Raw genomic sequence first — 23,128 nt, 5'->3', positions numbered from 1 at the left:
GGTGTGAACACCTCGTACGACACCAACACCGCCGCGGCGATCCTCCCCCTCGTGGGCGGCCCCGCGAACATCACCTCCGTCGCCCACTGCATGACCCGCCTCCGCCTGGGCCTGGTGGACCGTTCGGCGGTGGACGGGGAGGCGCTGCGGGCGCTGCCGGGGGTGCTGGGCGTGGTCGAGGACGACACGTACCAGATCGTGCTGGGGCCGGGCGCGGTGGCGCGGGTGACGGCCGACTTCGAGGCGCTGCTGCGCAAGGAGACGCAGAAGGCCCGCAACGCGACCCCGGTGAAGCTGGCGCTGCGGCGGGTGGCGAACGTCTTCGTCCCGCTGATCCCCGCGCTCATCGGCTGCGGGGTGCTGGCGGGTCTGAACGGCCTGCTGCTGAACCTGGGCTGGCTCCCGTCGCTCACCCCCGCCCTGGCCGCGATCGCCACCGCCTTCATGGCCCTGATCGCGGTCTTCGTCGGCCACAACACCGCGAAGGAGTTCGGCGGCACACCGGTGCTGGGCGGGGCGGTCGCGGCGGTCGTGGTGTACCCGGGGGTGGCGAAGGTGACGGCGTTCGGGGTGACGCTGGCGCCTGGACAGGGCGGTGTCCTGGGCGCGCTGGCGGCGGCGCTGCTGGGGGCGTACGTCGAGAAGTGGTGCCGCAGACGGGTCCCCGGCGCACTGGACGTCCTTCTCACCCCGACCGTGACGGTCCTCGTCTCCGGCCTGGCGACGCTCTACGTCCTCATGTACGCGGCCGGCGCGGTCTCCTCGGCGATCGGCACGGCGGCGAACTGGCTGCTCACGACGACGGGCGCGTTCGCGGGCGCGGTCCTCGGCGGCCTCTTCCTCCCCCTGGTGATGCTGGGCCTCCACCAGGCCCTGATCCCCATCCACACCACCCTCATCGAACAGCAGGGCCACACGGTCCTCCTCCCCCTCCTCGCCATGGCGGGCGCGGGACAGGTGGGGGCGTGTCTGGCGGTCTACGTCCGGCTGCGCCACGACGTGGCATTGCGTACGACGATCAGGTCGGCGCTTCCGGCGGGCTTGCTGGGGGTGGGTGAGCCGCTGATCTACGGGGTGTCGCTGCCGCTCGGCCGCCCGTTCCTGACCGCCTGTGTGGGCGGTGCGGCGGGCGGGGCGTTCGTCGGCCTGTTCGCGATGCTCGGCGACCAGGTGGGGTCGACGGCGATCGGGCCGTCGGGGTGGGCGTTGTTCCCCCTGCTGGCGGGGCGCGGGGGCTTGGGGACGGCGGTGGCCGTCTACGCGGGTGGGCTGGTCACCGGGTACGCGGTGGGGTTCGTGACGACGTACTTCTTCGGCCTGCGACGACCGCTGCCGACGGCACCGGAGCCCTCGCCCTGACCGCGGGGGCTCCGGCGTACGGGGTCAGGTCAGTTGCCGGACCGGCTGTGGTGACCCTGGTGACCTGACACGGCGGCGATCCACCTGATGAAGTCGGCGGGGTCCTGGTCGGCGCCGTGGCCCGCGTCCCAGTAGTACGAGGTGTCGACGTCGTCGCCGAGGCCGGTGAGCCGGGCGGAGAGGTTGCCGGCGACCGTGTGCGAGGTGTCGGTGTCCTTGGTGCCGAGCCGGATCCACCAGTGCCTGGAGCGGCCGGCGTTGGCCTTGCCGACGAGGTGGTGCATCGGGTTCATCAGGTGCAGCTTGGCGGGGATGTCCTCGTCGAGACGGGCACTGTCGCCGCTCTCGTGGCGGAGGCTGTAGAGGGTGAAGTGGCGGGCCCTGGTGGTGCCGGTGCCGTAGAGGTTGTTCTCCGGGGTGGACAGGTCGAAGGCGTCGAAGGAGGGCGCGTTCTTCTTCCGCGCGCCGACGTGGGTGAGGAAGTCGGCCCACGTGAAGGTGGCCCTGCCGTTCTTCCAGGTGATGAAGGGATGGGCGGCGAGGTAGGTCTCGCGGGCCGGATCCGACAGCGCGGCGAGGTACTTGGTGGCCGACGGCCGCATGAACGTCGTCAGGAGATAGTCGTCCAGGTTGCGGGTCGAGAGCCGCCCGAAGCCCGGCGCCGACAGCTTGAGGGAGGCGAGGTGGTCGCCGTACGCGGTGCCCAGTTCCTTGGAGACGGTCCGGTCGACGAGCGAACCACTGGCGAGCGGGTTGCTGCCCCAGCACCACTCGTATGCCATGTCGGCGTGCTCGAGGTCGGTGATGGGGCACCAGGCACCGGTGGCGAAGATGGCGTCGGAGGTGTCCGCGGCGCCGATCGCCGTCAGATACGGCTCGTAGAGCGGGCTGTCCCCGGAGGCACCGAGCAGGGAGGAGAGGGCGCCGCCCGCGCTGACCCCGGAGGAGACGATCCGGTTCACGTTGCCGGGTATGCGGCCCTTGTTGAACTTCAGATACCGGACGGCGGCCTTGAGGTCGACGATCGCGGCGGGCGCGGTGCCGTAGTGAGTACCGGCCGAGTCGACGAGGGTACGGCCACGGGCGCCCGGCTCGACGACGACGTACCCGGCGGCGAGCGCGAGCCCCTGCCGGCTGGTGCCGCCGCCCATGCCGGTGGCGGTGATGCCGGTCTTGTTCGCCACGGAGGACGGCATGTAGCCGCCGATGGAGTTGGCGAAGAGGATGGGGGCGTTCCGGGCGTCGACGGCGGTTCCGTCGATGGTGACCGGAACACTGACGTTGAGGGACTGGTAGAGGACGTCGACGGGCTTCGCCACGTACGAGGCGACCTTGTGGAAGCGGTAGACGACCTCGTGCGCGGTGCCCTCGGTGTCGGTGATGGCGACGGTGAGTTCGGTGAAGGCCTCGGGATCGAAGACGAGGGAGCCGTCGCCGGCGGTACGGCTCGCCGCCCGGGCACCGCCGGCCGCCAGCCCGACCGCCGGTACGGCGGCTACGGCACCGAGTCCCTTGACCACTGTTCGTCTCTGCACGTCCGTCTCCTGACTTCGCGGCTCGTTGTACGGCGGCTCGGCAACCCCATCAATCGCCCACATTATTGTCAACAACTTTGGCGGAAGTGCGCGGACGGATCTCGGCCGTTTCCCTCGGGGGCCGGTCGACCGGCTCGCGAGGGGCGGGTGGGTGGGCGTCGGGGGGCGGTGTCAGTGGCGGATGTCATCGTGGGGGTCCGGCGATGTGGAGGGGGCTCCGTGGGTGAGCGCGGTGGTGGTTGGGGCGGGATGGACTACCGGGGGTGGCTGGACCTCGGCGACGTGCGGCGGCGGCTCGACGGAGGTGCGGATCCCGAGGCGTGGGGGACCGGAGGATCGCGGCCGCTGCATCGGGCGGCGTTGTTCGGGGCGCCCGAGGTCGTCGCGGAGCTGGCCGGGCGGGTGAGGGACGTGGATGCGCTGGAGGGCGGGACCACGGCGCTGTGGGACGCCGTGGTGGCCGGGCGGACGGAGAACGCGCGGGCGCTGGCCGAGGCCGGGGCCGACCCCTGGCGGGTGGGGTTCGGCGGCTGGTCGCCCGGGCGGCTGAGTCTGGCCGGGCCTGCACCGGAGCTGTTCGCGCTGCCCGAGGGTGAGCGGCAGCTGAGCGAGGCCGAGCAGACGGTGGCCCGGGAGGGACGTCGACTGATCGACGCCCTGGGTGAGTTGTACTACGACGGCACGGGACTGGCCTGTGTGGCGGGCATCGACGCCGCGGAGGCGGTACGGCGGCTGGGGGCGACGGACGCGGACCCCGAGCTGATGGAAGCGGTGCTGGACGACCCGTACGACTTCGACATGGACGAGACCCTGCGCCTCGTCGGCGTCACCACTGTGCCGGGCGGCTGCGTCGTCACCCAGCCCTGGGGCTACGCGCCGCAGCAGCCTCTCGTCCAGAAACTCCTGTCCGCCGGCACGGTCTGCTACGGCCTGTACGCCAACCCCAAGAGCGGCAACCAGGGCAGCGTCTTCCGCGACGGCGTCGGCGAGGGCTGGGACCTGCATCCCGGTGGCGGGCCGGACGAGGGGGACAGCCCGGCGGAGGTGCTCACCAACTATGTCTTCTGTCACCACGCCGTGGCCTACTCGATCGCCTACGCCGGTCTGCGCCCGACCGACGCCCGGGCAGTGACCGGTCCGCCCGACGCCTGGGTGGAGCTGCCGGTCCGCGACTACTGGGCGCAGTGACGGGCGGGGCGCTGTCAGCGCGGGTGGGTACGGTTTCCTCATGAACCACGCCCAGCTCACCGCCCTGGGCCGAGCCCTGCGCCTTCTCGGCGAGCATGGCGAGGCCCTGACCGGCGACAGTCCGGACACCAAGCTGTACGAGGTCAAGGCCGACATCAAGCGGGCTCTCGACCTGTTGGACGAGAGCACCAACGCCGCCGCTCCCAGCACCCGCTGCGCCGAGCACCCCAACGGGCCGGTCGACGAGAACGCGCCTGACCTGTGTCTGCTGTGCGAGACCCGCCGCCGTACCGCCCGGCGCTCCCAGATCAACGGCCCGTCCGCACCGGCGCAGGCCGCCTCCGCCCCCTCCCGGTACGGCGTGCGCGACGACCGGCCGCAGCCGCAGCAGCGCTGGCTGCCCGAGATGTGGAACGGGCAGGAGTGGCAGCTGTGCGGCACACCGAGGCGGGACCGGAGGGAAGCCGAGCTGTATCTCGCCGCCCAGCGGCGCGCCCCCCGGGCCGCCATGGCGTACCGGCTCGTCCACGAGTTCACCGACTACGAGGTGCTGCGGGTGTGGGGCACGCCCGTCAAGGTCGACATCGAGCCCCTGGGCAACCTGTAGACGGCGAAGGGCCCGCCACAGTCACCGTGACGGGCCCCGACCGGCTCACCGGGTCTATGACTTGGCCGCGACCCCGGCCGCTTCGGAAGCGTCCTGGGGCACCGGCGCCGCCGTCTGCCCCGCGGGCTTCTGCCGCGGGATGAACGAGGCCACCGCGAACGCCAGCAGTGCCGCCCCGGCGCCCACCGCCAGGACCACCTTGAAGCCGCTCTCGGAGGGCAGCGCGTAGCCGCCGAAGTCGGTCGTCATCTGGGCCAGGATCACCCCCGCGATGGCGCTCGCCGACGAGGTTCCGATGGACCGCATCAGGGTGTTGAGGCTGTTCGCCGCGGCCGTCTCCGAGGCGGGGACGGCGCCCATGATGAGGGCGGGCATCGAGCCGTAGGTGAAGCCGATACCGGCGCCGATGACGCAGGCGGCGAGCACGAAGTGCCAGACCTCGGTCATGAGGGCGATGTTGATGCCGTAGCCCGCGGCCACGATCAGGGCACCGATCATCAGCGTCGTCTTCGGACCACGGGCCTTCGACACGGCCGCCGAGATCGGCGCAGTCACCATCATCACCAGCCCCGACGGGGCCATGACCAGGCCCGCGACGAGCATCGACCTGCCGAGGCCGTAGCCGGTCTGCGAGGGGAGCTGGAGCAGCTGCGGCAGAACCAGGGACATGGCGAACATCGCGAAGCCGACGGCGATCGAGGCGAGGTTGGTGACCAGGACCTGACGGCGGGCGGTCGAACGGAGGTCGACCAGAGGCTGGTCCGTACGCAGCTCGAACCAGCCCCACGCCAGGAGGACGACGACCGCCGCCACGAAGAGGCCGACCGTCGTGCCGCTCGTCCAGCCCCAGTCCGCACCCTTGGAGATGCCGAGCAGGAGACAGACCAGGCCCGTCGCCATGCCGATGCCGCCGACCAGGTCGAAGCGGCCGCCGGTACGGACCCGGGACTCCGGTACGAAGAGCGAGACCAGCACGAGAGCCACGACGCCCAGCGCCGCCGACGTCCAGAACAGGACGTGCCAGCTGAAGTTGTCGGCGATGAGGGCGGCGGCCGGCAGACCCAGTGCGCCGCCGATACCGAGGGAGGCGCTCATCAGGGCCGTGGAGCCGGCGAGGCGCTCCGCGGGCAGTTCGTCGCGCATGATGCTGATGCCGAGCGGGATCACACCGGAGGCCAGGCCCTGGAGCACCCGGCCGACGACCATCGGGATCAGGGAGTCGGAGAGCGCGCACACCACCGAGCCGGCGATCAGCATGACGACACTGATCAGCAGCATCCGGCGCTTGCCGAACATGTCGCCGAGACGGCCCACGACCGGGGTGGCGACGGCGGCGGCGAGCAGCGTCGCGGTGACCGCCCAGGCGGTGTCCGACGCCGGGGCGTCCAGGAGCCTCGGCAGCTCCGGGACGATCGGGATCACCAGGGTCTGCATCAGCGAGACCACGATTCCGGCGAAGGCCAGCACCGCGACCACGGCGTTCGACCGTGGTGGTGCGGCGGCAGGGGCGTCGGACATGGCGGGGCCTCCATCGGCTTAGTAATTGACCGAGGCAACCTTAAGTCAGCTGCTTGACTTAACCAAGAGGCGCAGGTCAGCCCCGCGTCGGAGCCGCACGAGATCGACGCCGTCAGCCGTGCTGCTCCACCAAGGACCGCACCGTGTCCTCGTCCAGCTCGTAGACCGTCTCGTGCGCCCGTGGGTCGCGCGCGTGGAAGGTGTGGAAGAGCGGGCTCGCGGGACCTCCGAGCTCGACCAAGGACGCCGAGGCACCGCGCACCGCGCGCTCGGTCCCCGGCGCCGTCGTCAGGTCGATGCGGTTGACCACCCCGGGCGTGACCCACACCGGGACGGACTCCAGGAGGCCGCAGAGCTGGAGATGGAAGTGGCCGGTGAGGATCACCTTGACGTCGGTGCCTCGGACCGCCGCTGCCAGGTCGGCGGGGTTGCGCAGACCGAAGAGCTGCTGGAGGGGGTTGTCCAGCGCGAAGGGCGGGTGATGGAAGGCGAGGACCGTGCCGTTCGGGGACGGGGTCGCCAACACGCCTCGCAGCCAGTCGAGTTGGGCGGCGCCGAGATGCCCGTGCACCTTCCCCGGCACCAGCGAGTCCAGCGTCACGAACCGCCACCCCGCCACCACGCTCACCGCGGCGCGCTCCCCCTCCGCGGACTCCAGCACGCGGCCGGGCTCCGGATGCCCGCTGCCCAGCACCTCGGCGAAGGCCGCACGCTCGTCGTGATTGCCGGTCGTGTAGAAGACAGGCACCCCACCGAGCCCTTGCGCGAACTCCCCGAACAGCTCCCTGACAGCCGTATACGCCTCCACCGCCCCGTCGTTGGCGAGGTCACCGGTGACGACGACCGCGTCGACGCCCCGTACGTGCCGGAGTTCGTCGAGCATGCGGCGCAGGGAGTCGTGGGCGTTGACGCCGTGCCGGTCGGCGGCGTCGGTGCGTTCGAGGTGGGTGTCGGAGAGATGAAGGATCCTCATCTCCCGCACGCTAGCGGGAGTCGAGGATCCTTACACCGTCAATTCAGCACGGCCCAGTTCGGCTCGGCTCAGCTCAGGGACTGCAGCGCCGCCGCGTCATAGGCCTTCAGCTCGTCCGTGCGGCCCGCCAGTACCTTCGCCGCCCACTCCGGGTCCTGGAGCAGCGCGCGGCCGATGGCGACGAGGTCGTACTCCTCGCGCTCCAGGCGGTCGAGGAGGTCGTCGATGCCGCGGAGCGGGGAGCCCTCGCCCATGAAGCCCTTGATGAAGTCGCCGTCGAGGCCGACCGAGCCGACGGTGATGGCCTGCTTGCCGGTGAGCTTCTTGGTCCAGCCGGCGAGGTTGAGGTCGGAGTCCTCGAACTCGGGGAGCCAGTAGCGGCGGGTGGAGGCGTGGAAGGCGTCGACACCGGCGGCGGCGAGCGGGCTCAGGATGGCCTCCAGCTCCTCCGGGGTCTCGGCGAGGCGGGCGTCGTAGGCCTCCTGCTTCCACTGCGAGTAGCGGAAGATGATCGGGAACTCCGCGGAGACCGTCTCCCGTACGGCCGCCACGATCTCGGCCGCGAACTTCGTACGGGCGACGAGGTCACCGCCGTAGGCGTCGCTGCGGCGGTTGGTCCCCGACCACAGGAACTGGTCGACGAGGTAGCCGTGGGCGCCGTGGATCTCCACGCCGTCGAAGCCGATGCGCTCGGCGGCGGCCGCGGCCTCGGCGAACGCGCCGATGACGTCGTCCAGGTCACGCTGGGTCATCGTCACACCGGTGGGCTCGTCGGCGCCGGGGCGCAGACCGGAGGGGCCGACCGCGGGGGCGTCCGCGACGGGTCCCCGGCCCGGCGTGCGGGTCATGCCGAGGTGCCAGAGCTGCGGGACGATGGTGCCGCCCGCCGCGTGCACGTCCTCGGCGACCTTCGCCCAGCCTGCGAGCTGCTCCTCGCCGTGGAAGCGCGGGACGCGGGTGCTCTCCCCCGCCGAGTCGTGGCCGACGTACGTGCCCTCGGTGACGATCAGACCGACGCCCGCGGCCGCGCGGCGCGAGTAGTACGACGCCACGTCCGCGCCCGGGATGCCGCCCGGGGAGAACATGCGCGTCATCGGCGCCATGACGATGCGGTTCGGGACGGTCAGGCCGTTGATCGTGATCGGCCGCGAGAGGACCTCGGCGGCACGGGAGGCGGGGGCGGTCACGTGGGGGTACTCCTCGGGGACGGTCCGTCCGGCACCGGTACCGGTCGGTATGTGCATGCGCATGGACATACGCATGTACGAGTCAACCACCCCGTCCGCCACAGACATTCCGCGAGCCCTGTGATCCCGAACACGCGCCCGGCCCCCGAGAATGGCCACATGGCCAAGCCCCCGCTGCTCTCCGCGCCCGAACTGGAGGCGTCCTCCGTGGTCGCCAACAACACCATGAACCGCGAGCGCGGCCTCTCCGGGGTCAACAGCTACGCCCGCGAGCTGGGCCTGGACCCCGTGGCCCACCTCTCGGGCCGCCCCGATCCCTCCTGGCTGGACCTGTGCAGCGGCGAGGGCCGCGCCCTGCGGGAGGCGGCCGCGCGTCTGCCCGCCGACACCGTGCTCACGGCCGTCGATCTGGTGGGGCCCCTCATACCCGTACCGGCCCCGCCCGCGCTGGAGGAGATCGTCGCCTCCGTCACGTCATGGGCACCGAGCCGGTCCTACGACCTCATCACCTGTGTCCACGGTCTGCACTACGTCGGCGACCAGCTCGGCCTCCTCACCCGCGCCGCGTCCTGGCTGACCCCCGAGGGCCTGCTGCTGGCGCACTTCGACCCCGACTCCATCCGCCGGCCGGACGGATCGGCGGCCGGGCGGGCGGCCGTGTCGGCCCTGCGCGCGGCCGGGTTCCACTACGACACCCGGCACCACCGGCTCGGCCTGCGCGGCCCACGCTCCTTCACCCTTCCGTTCCGGTACGTCGGTGCGGACCCGGCCGCCGGGCCCAACTACACCGGTCAGCCCGCCGTCGGCTCCCACTACGACCTCGACCGGCATACGGAAACGCCCGAGGGCGGCACCCCCTGCATGTGCAGGGAGTGCCGCCCTCGGTAAGGACGTTGATCAACCGTCAGGTCGATCAGAAGTCCATGTCACCGCCCGGCATGCCGCCACCGGCAGGCGCGGCGGCCTTCTCCGGCTTGTCGGCGATGACGGCCTCGGTGGTGAGGAAGAGCGCGGCGATGGAGGCGGCGTTCTGCAGGGCAGAGCGCGTGACCTTCGCCGGGTCGATGATGCCCTCGGCGATCATGTCGACGTACTCACCGGTGGCCGCGTTGAGGCCCCAGCCCACGGTCAGGTTGCGGACCTTCTCGACCACGACGCCGCCCTCGAGACCACCGTTGACGGCGATCTGCTTCAGCGGGGCCTCGAGCGCGAGCTTCACGGCGTTGGCGCCGGTCGCCTCGTCACCCGAGAGCTCGAGCTTCTCGAACACCGCGGAGGCCTGGAGCAGGGCCACGCCACCACCGGCGACGATGCCCTCCTCGACGGCCGCCTTGGCGTTGCGCACGGCGTCCTCGATGCGGTGCTTGCGCTCCTTGAGCTCGACCTCGGTCGCGGCACCGGCCTTGATGACGGCGACGCCACCGGCGAGCTTGGCCAGGCGCTCCTGGAGCTTCTCGCGGTCGTAGTCCGAGTCGCTGTTCTCGATCTCGGCGCGGATCTGGTTGACGCGACCGGCAACCTGGTCCGCCGAGCCCGAGCCGTCGACGATCGTCGTCTCGTCCTTGGTGATGACGACCTTGCGGGCGCGGCCCAGGAGGTCCAGGGTCGCGTTCTCCAGCTTGAGGCCGACCTCCTCGGAGATGACCTCGCCGCCCGTGAGGATGGCGATGTCGCCGAGCATGGCCTTGCGACGGTCACCGAAGCCCGGAGCCTTGACGGCGACGGACTTGAAGGTGCCGCGGATCTTGTTGACGACCAGGGTCGACAGGGCCTCGCCCTCGACGTCCTCGGCGATGATCAGCAGCGGCTTGCCCGACTGCATGACCTTCTCCAGGAGCGGGAGCAGGTCTTTGACGGAGCCGATCTTGGAGTTGGCGATGAGGATGTACGGGTCGTCGAGCGACGCCTCCATCCGCTCCATGTCGGTGGCGAAGTACGCCGAGATGTAGCCCTTGTCGAAGCGCATACCCTCGGTGAGCTCCAGCTCCAGACCGAAGGTCTGGGACTCCTCGACGGTGATGACGCCTTCCTTGCCGACCTTGTCCATCGCCTCGGCGATGAGCTCGCCGATCTGGGTGTCGGCGGCGGAGATGGAGGCCGTCGAAGCGATCTGCTCCTTGGTCTCGACATCCTTCGCCTGCTCGAGCAGGGCACCGGAGACGGCCTCGACGGCCTTCTCGATACCGCGCTTGAGAGCCATCGGGTTGGCACCGGCGGCCACGTTGCGCAGACCCTCGCGCACCAGGGCCTGGGCCAGGACGGTCGCGGTCGTCGTGCCGTCGCCGGCTACGTCGTCCGTCTTCTTCGCGACTTCCTTGACCAGCTCGGCGCCGATCTTCTCGTACGGGTCCTCGAGCTCGATCTCCTTGGCGATGGAGACACCATCGTTGGTGATCGTGGGGGCGCCCCACTTCTTCTCGAGGACGACGTTGCGACCCTTGGGGCCGAGCGTCACCTTGACGGCGTCCGCGAGCTGGTTCATGCCGCGCTCGAGGCCGCGCCGCGCCTCCTCGTCGAACGCGATGATCTTGGCCATGTGAAGTGGTCCCTCCAGGACTGGGGGTGATTCCTTCGGACCGCGCCCGCGCCCGCGACGGACGGCTCGCACACCTCGTGGTTCCTTGCCCCACCTGGCCTGCGGGCCTCACCGACCCGGTCCTTCTTTGTCACTCTCACCTTCAGAGTGCTAACGCCAATGATTAGCACTCGACCCCTGCGAGTGCAAGCGCCTCTCAGGGATCGTCCAGGTCCCGCACGGGTTCCGGGCAGGTGCCGGAGGGGTTCCGGGCACGCGCCGGAGGAGGTCCGGACATGCCGGAGGGCCCGTACCCATGACTCCCCATGGGGTACGAGCCCTCCGAAAAAGAACGAAGAACGACGCTGCAGTTACCCGGCGCGTGCTTCAGCCTGTCGCAAGGCGAACCATGTCCGCCTGCGGCCCCTTCTGGCCCTGCGAGATCTCGAAATCGACCCGCTGACCTTCCTCGAGGGTGCGGTAGCCGTCCATCTGAATCGCGCTGTAGTGGACGAAAACATCCGCACCACCGTCGACCGCGATGAAGCCGTACCCCTTCTCCGCGTTGAACCACTTGACGGTGCCCTGAGCCATGCCTAACTCCCCTATTACTGGCCCTTGCACAGATCCACACTTCGCGGATCCGGGTCAGACCTCACCCCCCACGGATTGGGGGCGTGCGCCGGAACGCGTCGACCGCGGCTGAATGTATCTGTCCAACTGCCGTCTGCAACAGGTCAATCGGACGAGAATTCTGGACGCGAAGGGTCCGGAATGTAGTGAGAATTCGCCCGAATTCTGGGCAAGTCGGGCTCCACAAAAGGAACAAAGTTCACAAAAGAACCGCACACTTTGGCTACTTCTCGTCGCATCCGAAGCGAGAACTCATATGCGGCTGGCATGGGGGGTGGAGCAGCTTCCCCAACTGTACCGCGCTCAACCATAGAGAATTGCCCCCTCCGCTTCTCTCACGGAGGGGGCAATTCGATGAACTCTTGGTAATCGGCATTACCGAGGGTAACGACCGGGCTCGGTCAGCCTCCGGCGACGGCCGGAATGATCGAGACGCCGGCCCCGTCCGGAGTGGCCGTCTCCAGGCCCTGCTCGAAGCGGACGTCGTCGTCGTTGACGTACACGTTGACGAAGCGGCGCAGCTTGCCCTGGTCGTCCAGAACGCGGGCCGCGATACCGGTGTGGTTCTTCTCGAGGTCGGCGATGACCTCGGCGAGGGTCGCGCCCTCGGCGGCGACCTCGGCCTGTCCGCCGGTGTAGGTGCGCAGGATGGTGGGGATGCGGACGTTGACGCTCACGGTTGAACCTCCGGTCAGGGTTGCGGGGGCCTAGACGAGGCCGGCCTCGCGGAACGAGTCAAGGTTGGGGCGGATGGTCGCAGTGAGCCCCGTACCCGCCACCGCATCCAGGGTCTTCAGTCCGTCGCCCGTGTTCAGCACAACGGTGGTCAGCGTCGGGTCCAGCAGGCCGTTCTCGATCAGCTTCTTGGTGACACCGACCGTCACACCGCCCGCGGTCTCCGCGAAGATGCCCTCGGTCCGCGCCAGCAGCTTGATCGCGTCGACGACCTGCTCGTCGTTGACGTCCTCCACCGCACCGCCGGTACGGCGCGCGATGTCCAGGACGTACGGCCCGTCCGCCGGGTTGCCGATGGCGAGCGACTTGGCGATGGTGTTCGGCTTCTGCGGCCGCACCACGTCGTGACCCGCCTTGTAGGCGACGGAGACCGGCGAGCAGCCCTCGGCCTGGGCGCCGAAGATCCGGTACGGCTTGTCCTCGACGAGCCCGAGCTTGATCAGCTCCTGCAGTCCCTTGTCGATCTTCGTGAGCTGCGAGCCGGAGGCGATCGGCACGACCAGCTGGTCGGGGAGCCGCCAGCCGAGCTGCTCGCAGATCTCGTACGCCAGGGTCTTGGAGCCCTCGGCGTAGTAGGGCCGCAGGTTGACGTTGACGAAGCCCCAGCCCTCGCCGGCCGGGTCGCCGATCAGCTCGGAGCAGAAGCGGTTCACGTCGTCGTAGTTGCCCTCGATGCCGACGAGCTCGCCGCCGTAGATGGCGGCCATGACGACCTTGCCCTGCTCCAGGTCGTGCGGGATGAACACGCAGGAACGGAAGCCGGCGCGGGCGGCGGCGGCGCCGACGGCACCGGCCAGGTTGCCCGTGGAGGAACAGGACAGGGTGGTGAAGCCGAAGGCGCGCGCGGCCTCGATGGCCTGGGCGACGACGCGGTCCTTGAAGGAGTGCGTCGGGTTGCCGGAGTCGTCCTTCACATACAGACCGCCGGTGACACCGAGCTCGCGGGCCAGGTTGTCGGCCTTGACGAGCTGGGTCCAGCCCGGGTTGATGTTGGGCTTGTCGGCCACGTCCGCGGGGACGGGCAGCAACGGCGCGTAGCGCCAGATGTTCGCGGGTCCCGCCTCGATCTGCTTGCGGAGCTCCTCGGTGTCATAGGCCGAGAAGTCATAGGCGATCTCGAGCGGGCCGAAACACTCCTCGCACGCGAAGACCGGGCCGAGGGGGACGCGGTGACCGCACTCGCGGCAGCTGAGCGCCGCGGCCGGGCCGAGGTCTACGGTGGTTTCGGTGGTGCTTGCAACAGTCTGCGCAGCCATGAGAGGCGAGGCCCTTTCCTCATCTTCCTCACGACGCATCTCGCCGTGAGACGGATTTGGCACCTTCCCGAGTCGGGAGCCTCACGCGCGTGAGAAACCGACTGGAGGGTTGCCGGGGCTTCATCGGGCCGTATCCCTCTGCCCCTCTGGATGAGCGGTATGAAGTTGTGTGAACGGCGGGCCACCCTCGACATGCGATGGTCATCCGCGTTGTTCAAGACTGTAACCGACGACCAGGACAGTTGAGATAGTCGTCCGAACCGCGAGATGGATCACACGGTGATACGCATGCTCGCCGAGAGAACGCAGAGGAGCCGCGCACTGTGCTGAACGAAGTCGAGCGCTGGCTGACCACCCGGTCCTGGTCCCTGACTGATCGCCCGCTCCACCAGCTCCTGGCCGCCAAGCAACGCACGAACCAGTCGGTCAGTGTCGTCCTGCCCGCGCTCAACGAGGAGGAGACGGTCGGTGACATCGTCTCCGTGATCCGTCACGACCTCATGCAGCAGGTCCCGCTCGTCGACGAGATAGTCGTCGTCGACTCGGGCTCCACCGACCGTACATCCGAGGTCGCCGCCGCGGCCGGGGCGACCGTCGTCCACCGCGACGACATCCTGCCCCGTCTCCCGGCCGTGCCCGGCAAGGGCGAGGTGCTGTGGCGCTCGCTGCTGGTGACCCGCGGTGACATCGTCTGCTTCATCGACGCCGACCTGAAGGAGTTCTCCTCCGACTTCGTCTCCGGGATCGTGGGCCCGCTGCTCACCGACCCCGGCGTCGACCTCGTCAAGGGCATGTACGACCGCCCGCTGGGCGGCGCGGCGGGCCAGGGCGGCCGGGTGACCGAGCTGATGGCCCGCCCGCTGCTGAACATGCACTGGCCCCAGCTGGCCGGCTTCGTCCAGCCGCTGGGCGGCGAGTACGCGGCCCGCCGCTCCCTGCTGGAACAACTGCCGTTCCCGGTGGGCTACGGCGTCGAGCTCGGCATGCTGGTCGACGCGCTGCACCTGGTGGGCCTGGACGCGCTGGCCCAGGTCGACGTGGGCGTCCGCAAGCACCGCCACCAGGACGGGCAGGCCCTGGGCCGGATGTCCGCCGCGATCTACCGCACGGCCCAGCTGCGGCTGGCCCGCGGCCACCTCATCCGCCCCTCCCTCACCCAGTTCGAGCGGGGCGCGGACGGCTTCGAGCCGCGGACGTACTCCGTGGACACGGAGGAGCGGCCGCCGATGGTGGAGATCGTGGAGTACGCGTCCCGGAAGGTCGCCTGAGGAGGGCCGTATTACGGCGCCCACGAGCCCGTATACGGCGAACCGTACGTTTGAGCGTTTACGGGTCGGGCTAGGTTGAGGCGTATGGCTTCCACGCAGGCTGACCAGGGTGCCCGGGTGCTCGTCGCGTCCAACCGCGGCCCGATCTCGTACGAGGTTCAGGAGGACGGCTCGCTGTCCGCCAAGCGCGGTGGCGGCGGGCTGGTCTCCGGCCTCTCCGCGATCGGGTCGGACGCGGACGCGCTGTGGGTGTGCTCGGCACTCTCCGACGGCGACCGCGAGGCGGTGCGCCGCGGGGAGGGCGAGCAGGGGGTGCGGATGCTCGACATCCCCGCCGACGTGCACGCGGACGCGTACAACGGCATCGCGAACTCGGTCCTGTGGTTCGTCCACCACATGCTGTACCAGACCCCGCTGGAGCCGGTCTTCGACGCGGAGTTCCGGCGCCAGTGGGCGTCGTACGAGACATACAACCGCGCCTTCGCCGAGGCACTGGCCGAGGAGGCGGGGCAGGGCGCGGCGGCGGTGGTGCAGGACTACCACCTGACGCTGGTGCCCGGGATGCTGCGCGAGCTGCGCCCCGACCTCCGGATCGGCCACTTCTCGCACACTCCGTGGGCGCCCCCGGAGTACTTCCGGATGCTGCCGGACGACGTGGCCGAGCAGGTCCTGCGGGGCATGCTGGGCGCGGACCGGCTGGGGTTCCTGACCCGGCGGTGGGCGTCGGCGTTCGAGGCGTGCGCGGCGCAGATCGTCGGTGGCCTCGGGGACACCCGGGTCGGTGTGCACGGGCTCGGGGCGGACGCGGACTTCCTGCGGAAGCGGTCGCACGAGGCGGATGTGGACGAGCGGCTGGCGGCGCTGCGGGCGGAGGTCGGCGAGGGCCGCAGGACGATCGTCCGGGTCGACCGGACCGAACTGTCCAAGAACATCGTCCGGGGCCTGCTGGCGTACCGGCAGCTGCTCGACGACCGCCCCGAGTGGCGGGAGCGGGTCGTGCACGTGGCGTTCGCCTACCCGTCGCGGCAGGACCTCGCGGTGTACCGGGAGTACACGGCGGAGGTGCAGCGGGTCGCGCAGGAGATCAACTCGGCGTACGCGACACCGGGCTGGAAGCCGGTCGTCCTGCATGTGAAGGACGACTTCGCACGCTCGCTGGCCGCGTACCGGCTGGCCGACGTGGCGCTGGTGAACCCGATCCGGGACGGCATGAACCTCGTCGCGAAGGAGATGCCGGTCGTGTCGGACGAAGGATGCGTGCTGGTGCTGTCGCGGGAGGCGGGGGCGTACGAGGAGCTGGGCGAGGACGCGATCGTGGTCAACCCGTACGACGTGGTCGGTACGGCAAGAGCCCTGCACGAGGCGTTGACCCTGCCGGTGGAGGAGCGGGCCGAGCGGACGAAGAGGCTGGCCGCGGCGGCGACGGCGCTGCCGCCGGCCCAGTGGTTCCTGGACCAGCTGCACGCGCTCGACGCCGCTCAGCCCAGCTGAGCGGCGAGCGCCCGCAGCAGCCGTACGACACCCTGCGGACCGTCGACGACCAGATCGGCCCGGTCCTTCAGCTCGGGAACCTCCTCGCTGCCGGCGCTGCACACCAGCAGGCCGGGGACGCCGTCGGAGCGGAGCTTGTCGACGGCGGAGTAGGCGGGGAGGTCGCCCAGGTCGTCGCCCGCGTAGAGCACGGCCTCGGCGCCCAGTTCACGGACGTACTCCGTCAGGGCCACGCCCTTGTCCATGCCGGGCGGCCGCAGCTCCAGCACCAGGCGGCCGGGTTCGACGATGAGGCCGTGGCGGGTGGCGAGGTCGGTGAGGGGTTCGCGCAGGGCCTCGAAAGCGGCCTGGGGGTCTTCGGCGCGGCGGGTGTGGACGGCGAGGGCGCGGCCCTTCTCCTCGATCCACGTGCCCTGCCAGGCGCCGATCCGGTCGAGGAACCCGGGCAGCTCGGCGCGGGCCTCGGCGACGCCGGGGTGGGGCGGTGGGGCGGTGATGTCGCCGGTGGCGGCGTCCCAGCGTTCGGCGCCGTAGTGGCCGAGGACGACGAGGTGGTCGAGTCCTGGCGTCCCGTCGAACCCGCCGAGCCGTACGGCCACGCCGGGCGGGCGCCCGGTGATCACCGCTACGGAGGCGACCTTCGGGGCCAGTGCGGCGAGCGCGGCCGCCGCCTCCGGGTGCGCCCGGGCCTGCTCGGGGTCCGCCACGATCGGCGCGAGCGTTCCGTCGAAGTCGAACGCGACAACGGCTTTGCCGGGCCGGCTGAGAACGGCGTCCAGTCCGTCCCGCCCGGCCCGGGTGACGGGCGTCGGCAGTGACTCGTCCATGACGTGCGTGTGGCTGCCCATACACCGACCCTAGTGTCTTCGCCCCCGCCGCCCCTACCCGTCCCGTCCCTGGGGGCTGCCGCCCCCAGACCCCCGCTTCGGCCTCGAAAGGGCCTCGTCCTCAAACGCCGGACGGGCTGGTTGGTCAGCCCCTCCGGCGTTTGAGGAGCGGGGGTAGGGGCGGCGGGGGCGAGACAACCCGAGGGTCACCTCTCCGACCGGCGTGAATCTCGCACGCGGCGCAAGCGGTTCACCGTGACCGGGTCGAAGGCCAGGGCTCGCGGGTCGTCGAGGAGCGCGTTCAGGAGCTGGTAGTACCGGACCGGCACCAGCCCCAGTTCCTCCCGTATCGCCCGCTCCTTCGCCCCCGGCCCGGCGAACCCCCGCCGCTCGAGGACGAGGATCGCCCGCTCCCGCGCCCCGAGCCCGTCCTGGTCGTCCATGCCCCGCACGGTAGCCGCAGCCACCGACAACGCCTACTCCCCGCTCTCCGCCTCCAGCGCCGTCGACTGCAGCCCGGCGAGGACCGACGTAGGGCTGCCACCGGACGCCACCGCGCCCCCGATCCGCTTCTTCACCGCCGCACTCACCGCGGCCCAGGACGTCCGCCCGACCGGATACAGCTCGGACAGCGGAAGCTCCTCCAGGAACGGCCGGAGGTCCTTGTCCTGCGCGGCCGTGCTCATGACGTCGGACGCGGACGCGGTGACCGGCAGCAGGTCGTACTCGCGCGAGAAGGCGAGGACGTTCTTCTCCTCGTAGACGAAGTCGAGGAAGTCCCCGACCTGCTCGGCGTGGCCGTTCTGCTTGAAGGCCGTCATCCAGTCGGCCACACCCATGGAGACCTTGGTCTGGCCGTCGACCCCGGGCATCGGGACCATGCCGAACTTCACGCCCTTCTTGGCCGCCATCTGCATCAGCGTCGGATGCCCGTTGAGCATCCCGACCTGCCCGTTCGCGAACGCGGCGAAGGCGTCGGCCCGGTTCAGCCTCCCCGGCGCGACCGGCCCGGTCAGCCCCTTGCCGACGAGGTCGTCCTTCAGCCAGGTGAGGGTGGCGACGTTCTCGGCGGAGTCGATGCCGTACGACGTACCGAGGTTCTCGGTGTACCCGCCCCCGCCGCTCAGCAGCCACTGCATGGTCTCGGCCTGCGCCTCCTCGGAGCCGAGCGGGAGGGCGTACGGGTACTTCACCCCGTCCGCCTTGAGCGCGGCGGCGTCCGCGGCGAGCTCGTCCCAGGTCTTCGGCGCGCTGAGGCCGGCCTCGGCGAAGAGGGACTTGTTGTAGAAGAGCAGCCGCGTGGAGGCCGCGAACGGCAAGCCGTACTGCGTCCCGTCGACCTCCCCCGCGGAGGCGAACTGCGACACGAAGTCGGCCTGCGTGGAGATGGAGAGCAGTTCGTCGGCCGAGTAGAGGAGGTCGTCGGCGGCGTAGTCGGCGTACGCGCCGATCTGCGCCATGTCGGGCGCGTCCCCGGCGGCGACCATCTCCTTGACCTTGCGGTCGACGTCGTTCCAGGAGTGGACGCTGACGTCGACCGTCACGTTCGGGTGCTTCTTCTCGTACTGCTCGACGAGCCCGTCCCAGTACTTCCGCGAGCTGTTGGCCTTGCTGTCGCCGTAGTCGGCCGCGACCAGCTTCAGCGTCACCTCGTCGGAGTCCGCCCCGGCCCCACAGCCGCCGAGTACCGCCGTCATGCCCAGTGCGGACACCACCGCGATCGTTCCTGTCCTACGCCGCTGCACTGCCGAGCCCCACATCATCGTCGAAACTTTCGAAAGGTCAGACATAAGGTCTACACCACGTAAGTGGACTAGACCTCTCACGGGTTGCCGGGCCACACTACCCCCGTGAGACATGTCATCGCCCTCGATGTGGGCGGCACCGGAATGAAGGCCGCCCTCGTCGGCGCCTCCGGCGAGCTGCTCCACCAGGCCCGCCGAGCGACCGGCCGTGAGCGCGGCCCGGACGCGGTCGTCGAGGGCATCCTCGACTTCGCCGCCGAGCTGCGCGCGTACGGCGCCGAGCGCCTCGGCGAGCCCGCGTCCGCCGCCGGCGTCGCCGTTCCCGGCATCGTCGACGCCGAGCACGGCATCGCCGCCTACGCCGCCAACCTCGGCTGGCGCGACGTACCGCTGCGCGCCCTGCTCACCGAAAGGCTCGCGGGCGTCCCCGTCGCCCTCGGCCACGACGTCCGCACCGGCGGTCTCGCCGAGGGCCGCATCGGCGCCGGCCGGGGCGCCGACCGCTTCCTCTTCGTCCCGCTGGGCACCGGTATCGCGGGCGCGATCGGTATCGCCGGCCGGGTGGAGGCGGGCGCGCACGGCTTCGCGGGCGAGATCGGCCACATCGTCGTACGCCCCGGCGGCACCCCCTGTCCCTGCGGCCAGCACGGCTGTCTGGAGCGGTACGCCTCCGCGGCGGCCGTCAGCCAGGCGTGGGCCGCCGCCTGCGGGGACCCGGACGCCGACGCGGCGGACTGCGCGAAGGCGGTCCGCTCCGGGGACCCCCGAGCCGTACAGGTCTGGCAGAACGCGGTCGACGCCCTCGCCGACGGCCTGGTCACCGCCCTCACCCTCCTGGACCCCCGCACCCTGATCATCGGTGGCGGCCTGGCCGAGGCGGGGGAAACCTTGTTCACACCACTGCGGGAAGCCGTCCGGCAGCGGGTCACTTTCCAGAAGCTGCCGACGATCGTCCCGGCGGCCTTGGGCGACACGGCGGGTTGCCTGGGCGCGGGCCTGCTGGCCTGGGACCTCCTCGACACAACGGACCGTATGGAGGTAACTCCCTGATGGCAACGCCGCTAGGGGCGCGGGGAACTGCGCGACAAGCCACGACGAACACGCACCCCGCGACGGACAAGTCCCCCCTCGTCCTGTCCGGCGCAACGGTCGTCCTCCCCACAGGAACCGTCAAAGACGGCCGAGTGATCATCGACGGCACCCGCATCGCCGGCAGCGCCCCGGACAACGCCCAGGTCATCGACGTGACCGGCTACACCCTGGTCCCCGGCTTCGTGGACATGCACAACCATGGCGGCGGCGGAGCCTCGTTCACCTCAGGCACCACGGACGACGTACTCCACGGCATCCACACGCACCGCCTCCACGGCACCACCACCCTCGTCGCCTCCACCGTCACCGGCGACATGGACTTCCTGGCCCAGCGGGCGGGCCTCCTGTCCGAACTCGCCGAGCAGGGCGACATCGCCGGCATCCACTTCGAGGGCCCGTTCATCTCCCCCTGCCGCAAGGGCGCGCACTCCGAGGAGCTGCTGCGCGACCCGGACCCGGCGGAAGTCCGCAAGCTGATCGACGCGGCGCGCGGCAAGGCCAAGATGGTCACCCTCGCCACCGAACTCCCCGGCGGCATCGACTCCGTACGCCTGCTCGCCGAACACGGCGTCATCGCGGCGATCGGCCACACGGACGCGACGTACGAGCAGACGGTGGAGGCGATCGACGCGGGCGCGACCGTCGCGACGCACCTGTTCAACGCGATGCCCACGCTCGGCCACCGCACCCCGGGCCCGATCGCAGCCCTCCTGGAGGACGAGCGCATCACGGTCGAGCTGATCAACGACGGCACCCATCTCCACCCGGCCGCCCTGCAGCTGGCGTTCCATCACGCGGGCGCGGACCGGGTCGCGTTCATCACGGACGCGATGGACGCGGCCGGCTTCGGCGACGGCCTCTACTCGCTCGGCCCGCTGGCCGTCGAGGTCAAGGAGGGTGTGGCGCGGCTCGTGGAGGGTGGTTCGATCGCGGGCTCCACGCTCACCCAGGACCGCGCCTTCCAACGGGCGGTGACGGTCGACCGGCTGTCCGTCGAGGACGCCGTCGCGGCACTGTCCGCCAACCCGGCCCGGCTGCTGGGGATGTACGACACGATCGGCTCGCTGGAGCCGGGCAAGTACGCCGACCTGGTACTTCTTGACCATCAATTCGCCCTCAAGGGCGTGATGCGACGCGGTGAATGGGTGGTCGATCCCCAACTGGGCTGATGTGTCCACCTGTTGAGGCGGCGGCCGTCCTGGGAGACTGGGACGGCCGCCGTCCGTTCGGCATGATCAGGTCTTCGGACGGACAGTGGCGGCAAGCCCGTTCTGAAGTCTTTTCCTCGGGGGAGGTCGGATCCAGGTGATCCTCACGGTCACGCTGAACACCGCTCTCGACATCACCTATCGCGTGCGGACCCTCAGGCCGCACGCCTCCCACCGGGTCTCCGAGGTGACCGAACGCCCCGGCGGCAAGGGCCTGAACGTGGCCCGCGTGCTCGCGGCCCTCGGTCACGAGGTGACGGTCACCGGCTTCGCGGGCGGCGCCACGGGGAGGGTCGTCCAGGAGCAGCTCACCACGGCGTCCGGTGTGGTGGACGCGCTCGTCCCGGTCGTCGGCGCGACCCGGCGCACGATAGCGGTGGTGGACGAACGGAGCGGCGACACCACCCAGTTGAACGAACCCGGCCCGACCGTCACACCCGCCGAGTGGTCCGCCTTCCAGGAGGCGTACGAGGATCTGCTCCCGTCGATGGCCGCGGTGGCCCTGTGCGGCAGCCTGCCACCAGGGGTGCCGGTGGGGGCGTACGCGGGGTTGGTGCGGACCGCTCGCGCGGCCGGGGTCCCGGTCCTCCTCGACACCAGCGGCGAAGCCCTGCGGCGCGGGGTCGCGGCCCGCCCGGACATCATCAAGCCGAACGCCGATGAACTGGCCGAACTGACGGGCTCCCACGAGCCGTTGCGCGCCACGCAGGACGCACGGCGGCGGGGCGCCCGGGCGGTCGTCACGTCTCTGGGTGCGGACGGCCTCCTCGCCGCGTCCCCCGAGGGCCGCTGGCACGCCACCCCACCGACACGTGTCCACGGCAACCCGACGGGCGCCGGCGACTCCGCGGTCGCGGGGCTGCTGTCGGGCCTGGTCGAGCATCTGCCGTGGCCGGACCGGCTGGCCCGCGCGGTCGCGCTGTCGGCGGCGACGGTACTGGCGCCGGTGGCGGGCGAGTTCGACCCAGCCGCCTATGAGGAGTTGCGGGGGCGGGTCGCGGTGACGAGCGAGGTCACCGCCGCCTGACTACTTGACCCAGCCCTTGACGAACCACATCTGGTCGAGCAGGGCGTCACACTGGTTGCCCTGCTCGCAGGAGAGCTTGACGGTGTTCGAACCCTTGTTGAGCTGGACGTAGTTGTACGTCTTCGTCCAGCCCTTGGTGTAGTCGCCCTCGGCGGCGTGCGCGTAGTTGTCCATGCCGACCGGCGTCGTGGAGGCCGTGCCGTTGACCGTGAGGGTGGCGGTGGCGTCCTTGCCGGGGACGCTGTAGCCGACGTACAGCGTGTACTTGCCGCTCTTGGGAATGCCGCTGACGTTCCACGTGACCGAGGCTCCGACGGCGTTGAAGCCGGTGAGGTAGACACCGCCGTCCGCCTGGGCGCCCTTGATGTCCGTCGCCGTGGTCACGCCGGTGCCGAGCGACAGGGCCTTGGCGTCGATCTTCGGCAGGTCCTCCTCGTCGGCCGCCGCGCTGCTGGCCGCCTGGCTCGGCTCGCTGCTCTGCTGGGACGAGGGCGTGCTGGAGGCCTGGTTGCCGGAGGCGTCGTCGTCACCGTCGCCGCCCAGCATCGCCACCCCGATGCCGATGACGACCGCCGCGACCACCGCGATGGCACCGATCAGCAGGCCCTTGGTGTTGGGACCCCGGCCGCGACCGCCACCGCCGTGCCCCTGCTGCGGGTGCTGGGTGGTGGGGGCGCCGCCCGGGAAGGTCTCCGGTGCCGCGTAGTGCGCGTTGTTGGGCTGGCCGTAGGCGCCCTGCTGCTGCGGCACCTGGCCGTACGGCGCGGTGGACTGCTGCTGCGGCTGACCGTACTGGCGCTGGCCGACCGCGCGCACCCGGTTGACGGAGCCCGGATAGCCGTAGCCGCCGGAGGGCGGCTGGGCTCCGTTGGCCTGTCCGTCGGCGTAGAGGTAGCCGAACGGGTCGTCGTCCTCGGGCGGCGTGTTCGCGCCGGTGGTGCCGGACGTCATCCCAGGTACTCCT

The 23,128-nt window shown here is 70.7% G+C and carries 21 protein-coding genes and 1 riboswitch; of the genes, 9 read left to right on the top strand and 12 right to left on the bottom strand.

The features are described from left to right. Positions 1-3: 3 nt before the first annotated feature. Positions 4-1,359, top strand: coding sequence for a PTS transporter subunit EIIC (locus ACWD3I_RS03795; RefSeq protein WP_365397078.1), 1,356 nt, complete (start codon positions 4-6; stop codon positions 1,357-1,359). Positions 1,360-1,388: 29 nt separating this feature from the next. On the opposite strand, the gene ACWD3I_RS03790 is transcribed toward ACWD3I_RS03795, so the two are convergent. Further along, positions 1,389-2,894: a subtype B tannase gene (locus tag ACWD3I_RS03790; protein ID WP_365397081.1), complete on the bottom strand. Its 1,506-nt coding sequence runs from the start codon at positions 2,892-2,894 to the stop codon at positions 1,389-1,391. A 219-nt stretch (positions 2,895-3,113) separates the two neighbouring features. Between ACWD3I_RS03790 and ACWD3I_RS03785 the strand changes: the two genes are divergently transcribed. After that, the gene (locus ACWD3I_RS03785; protein ID WP_365397084.1) at positions 3,114-4,082 is read left to right on the top strand and encodes an ankyrin repeat domain-containing protein; all 969 of its coding nucleotides are present in this window, start codon (positions 3,114-3,116) and stop codon (positions 4,080-4,082) included. Between the two features lie 40 nt (positions 4,083-4,122). After that, complete coding sequence (locus tag ACWD3I_RS03780) at positions 4,123-4,689, top strand: hypothetical protein (RefSeq protein ID WP_266890743.1); 567 nt, start codon at positions 4,123-4,125, stop codon at positions 4,687-4,689. 54 nt (positions 4,690-4,743) lie between these two features. Here the strand turns inward: ACWD3I_RS03780 and ACWD3I_RS03775 are convergent, their stop codons facing one another. The 3 genes from ACWD3I_RS03775 to ACWD3I_RS03765 form a co-directional block, all read right to left on the bottom strand. Next, a complete protein-coding gene (locus tag ACWD3I_RS03775; RefSeq protein WP_365397088.1) occupies positions 4,744-6,207 on the bottom strand; it encodes an MFS transporter in 1,464 nt (487 codons plus the stop codon). Between the two features lie 112 nt (positions 6,208-6,319). Continuing rightward, positions 6,320-7,180, bottom strand: coding sequence for a metallophosphoesterase (locus ACWD3I_RS03770; RefSeq protein WP_365397091.1), 861 nt, complete (start codon positions 7,178-7,180; stop codon positions 6,320-6,322). A gap of 68 nt (positions 7,181-7,248) precedes the next feature. Next, complete coding sequence (locus ACWD3I_RS03765; RefSeq protein WP_365397094.1) at positions 7,249-8,424, bottom strand: NADH:flavin oxidoreductase; 1,176 nt, start codon at positions 8,422-8,424, stop codon at positions 7,249-7,251. Positions 8,425-8,526: 102 nt separating this feature from the next. On the opposite strand from ACWD3I_RS03765, the gene ACWD3I_RS03760 reads away from it, so the two are divergent. After that, positions 8,527-9,255, top strand: coding sequence for a class I SAM-dependent methyltransferase (locus ACWD3I_RS03760; protein WP_365397097.1), 729 nt, complete (start codon positions 8,527-8,529; stop codon positions 9,253-9,255). A gap of 25 nt (positions 9,256-9,280) precedes the next feature. On the opposite strand, the gene groL is transcribed toward ACWD3I_RS03760, so the two are convergent. The 4 genes from groL to thrC form a co-directional block, all read right to left on the bottom strand. Then, entirely contained in the window at positions 9,281-10,903 is a 1,623-nt protein-coding gene (gene groL / locus ACWD3I_RS03755; RefSeq protein ID WP_046258801.1) for a chaperonin GroEL, read from the bottom strand. A 366-nt stretch (positions 10,904-11,269) separates the two neighbouring features. Continuing rightward, the gene (locus ACWD3I_RS03750) at positions 11,270-11,476 is read right to left on the bottom strand and encodes a cold-shock protein (RefSeq protein ID WP_007493268.1); all 207 of its coding nucleotides are present in this window, start codon (positions 11,474-11,476) and stop codon (positions 11,270-11,272) included. A 440-nt stretch (positions 11,477-11,916) separates the two neighbouring features. Next, positions 11,917-12,192, bottom strand: coding sequence for a MoaD/ThiS family protein (locus ACWD3I_RS03745; RefSeq protein WP_119103018.1), 276 nt, complete (start codon positions 12,190-12,192; stop codon positions 11,917-11,919). A gap of 30 nt (positions 12,193-12,222) precedes the next feature. Beyond that, positions 12,223-13,506, bottom strand: coding sequence for a threonine synthase (gene thrC / locus ACWD3I_RS03740; protein WP_365397101.1), 1,284 nt, complete (start codon positions 13,504-13,506; stop codon positions 12,223-12,225). A gap of 16 nt (positions 13,507-13,522) precedes the next feature. Next, positions 13,523-13,663: riboswitch (SAM riboswitch) on the bottom strand. Positions 13,664-13,829: 166 nt separating this feature from the next. On the opposite strand from thrC, the gene ACWD3I_RS03735 reads away from it, so the two are divergent. After that, the gene (locus ACWD3I_RS03735) at positions 13,830-14,774 is read left to right on the top strand and encodes a glucosyl-3-phosphoglycerate synthase (protein WP_365397103.1); all 945 of its coding nucleotides are present in this window, start codon (positions 13,830-13,832) and stop codon (positions 14,772-14,774) included. 84 nt (positions 14,775-14,858) lie between these two features. Further along, positions 14,859-16,265, top strand: coding sequence for an alpha,alpha-trehalose-phosphate synthase (UDP-forming) (locus ACWD3I_RS03730; protein WP_365397106.1), 1,407 nt, complete (start codon positions 14,859-14,861; stop codon positions 16,263-16,265). Here ACWD3I_RS03730 and otsB read toward each other — a convergent pair. From otsB to ACWD3I_RS03715, 3 genes are all read right to left on the bottom strand, one after another. Beyond that, positions 16,253-17,113 (bottom strand): trehalose-phosphatase, encoded by an 861-nt coding sequence (gene otsB / locus ACWD3I_RS03725; RefSeq protein WP_365397109.1) that lies wholly within the window; start codon positions 17,111-17,113, stop codon positions 16,253-16,255. The two genes, ACWD3I_RS03730 and otsB, sit on opposite strands and share 13 nt — an antisense overlap. 185 nt (positions 17,114-17,298) lie before the next feature. Further along, positions 17,299-17,535 (bottom strand): DUF3263 domain-containing protein, encoded by a 237-nt coding sequence (locus tag ACWD3I_RS03720; RefSeq protein WP_046258826.1) that lies wholly within the window; start codon positions 17,533-17,535, stop codon positions 17,299-17,301. A gap of 33 nt (positions 17,536-17,568) precedes the next feature. After that, complete coding sequence (locus ACWD3I_RS03715; protein ID WP_451084029.1) at positions 17,569-18,837, bottom strand: extracellular solute-binding protein; 1,269 nt, start codon at positions 18,835-18,837, stop codon at positions 17,569-17,571. A 105-nt stretch (positions 18,838-18,942) separates the two neighbouring features. On the opposite strand from ACWD3I_RS03715, the gene ACWD3I_RS03710 reads away from it, so the two are divergent. From ACWD3I_RS03710 to ACWD3I_RS03700, 3 genes are all read left to right on the top strand, one after another. Further along, on the top strand, positions 18,943-19,887 hold the full coding sequence (locus ACWD3I_RS03710; RefSeq protein WP_365400855.1) for an ROK family protein: 945 nt from the start codon (positions 18,943-18,945) through the stop codon (positions 19,885-19,887). Beyond that, positions 19,887-21,098, top strand: coding sequence for an N-acetylglucosamine-6-phosphate deacetylase (gene nagA, locus ACWD3I_RS03705; protein ID WP_365400858.1), 1,212 nt, complete (start codon positions 19,887-19,889; stop codon positions 21,096-21,098). Before ACWD3I_RS03710 ends, nagA begins: the two co-directional genes overlap by 1 nt. Positions 21,099-21,234: 136 nt before the next feature. After that, positions 21,235-22,164, top strand: coding sequence for a 1-phosphofructokinase family hexose kinase (locus ACWD3I_RS03700; RefSeq protein WP_365400861.1), 930 nt, complete (start codon positions 21,235-21,237; stop codon positions 22,162-22,164). Here the strand turns inward: ACWD3I_RS03700 and ACWD3I_RS03695 are convergent, their stop codons facing one another. Beyond that, entirely contained in the window at positions 22,165-23,115 is a 951-nt protein-coding gene (locus ACWD3I_RS03695; RefSeq protein WP_365400864.1) for a CBM35 domain-containing protein, read from the bottom strand. Between the last annotated feature and the right edge of the window lie 13 nt (positions 23,116-23,128).

This window comes from Streptomyces sp. NPDC002817 (assembly GCF_053592055.1).
Note: the sequence above shows the minus strand (reverse complement) of the source record. Positions and strands in the feature narration are given on the sequence as shown.

Bases quoted from the DNA above. Each gene is read 5' to 3' on its own strand.
- ACWD3I_RS03780 (WP_266890743.1), top strand. From the start codon at position 4,123: ATGAACCACGCCCAGCTCACCGCCCTGGGCCGAGCCCTGCGCCTTCTC.
- ACWD3I_RS03775 (WP_365397088.1), bottom strand. From the start codon at position 6,207: ATGTCCGACGCCCCTGCCGCCGCACCACCACGGTCGAACGCCGTGGTC.
- ACWD3I_RS03770 (WP_365397091.1), bottom strand. From the start codon at position 7,180: ATGAGGATCCTTCATCTCTCCGACACCCACCTCGAACGCACCGACGCC.
- ACWD3I_RS03765 (WP_365397094.1), bottom strand. From the start codon at position 8,424: ATGCACATACCGACCGGTACCGGTGCCGGACGGACCGTCCCCGAGGAG.
- ACWD3I_RS03760 (WP_365397097.1), top strand. From the start codon at position 8,527: ATGGCCAAGCCCCCGCTGCTCTCCGCGCCCGAACTGGAGGCGTCCTCC.
- groL (WP_046258801.1), bottom strand. From the start codon at position 10,903: ATGGCCAAGATCATCGCGTTCGACGAGGAGGCGCGGCGCGGCCTCGAG.
- ACWD3I_RS03750 (WP_007493268.1), bottom strand. From the start codon at position 11,476: ATGGCTCAGGGCACCGTCAAGTGGTTCAACGCGGAGAAGGGGTACGGC.
- thrC (WP_365397101.1), bottom strand. From the start codon at position 13,506: ATGGCTGCGCAGACTGTTGCAAGCACCACCGAAACCACCGTAGACCTC.
- ACWD3I_RS03730 (WP_365397106.1), top strand. From the start codon at position 14,859: ATGGCTTCCACGCAGGCTGACCAGGGTGCCCGGGTGCTCGTCGCGTCC.
- otsB (WP_365397109.1), bottom strand. From the start codon at position 17,113: ATGGGCAGCCACACGCACGTCATGGACGAGTCACTGCCGACGCCCGTC.
- ACWD3I_RS03720 (WP_046258826.1), bottom strand. From the start codon at position 17,535: ATGGACGACCAGGACGGGCTCGGGGCGCGGGAGCGGGCGATCCTCGTC.
- nagA (WP_365400858.1), top strand. From the start codon at position 19,887: ATGGCAACGCCGCTAGGGGCGCGGGGAACTGCGCGACAAGCCACGACG.
- ACWD3I_RS03695 (WP_365400864.1), bottom strand. From the start codon at position 23,115: ATGACGTCCGGCACCACCGGCGCGAACACGCCGCCCGAGGACGACGAC.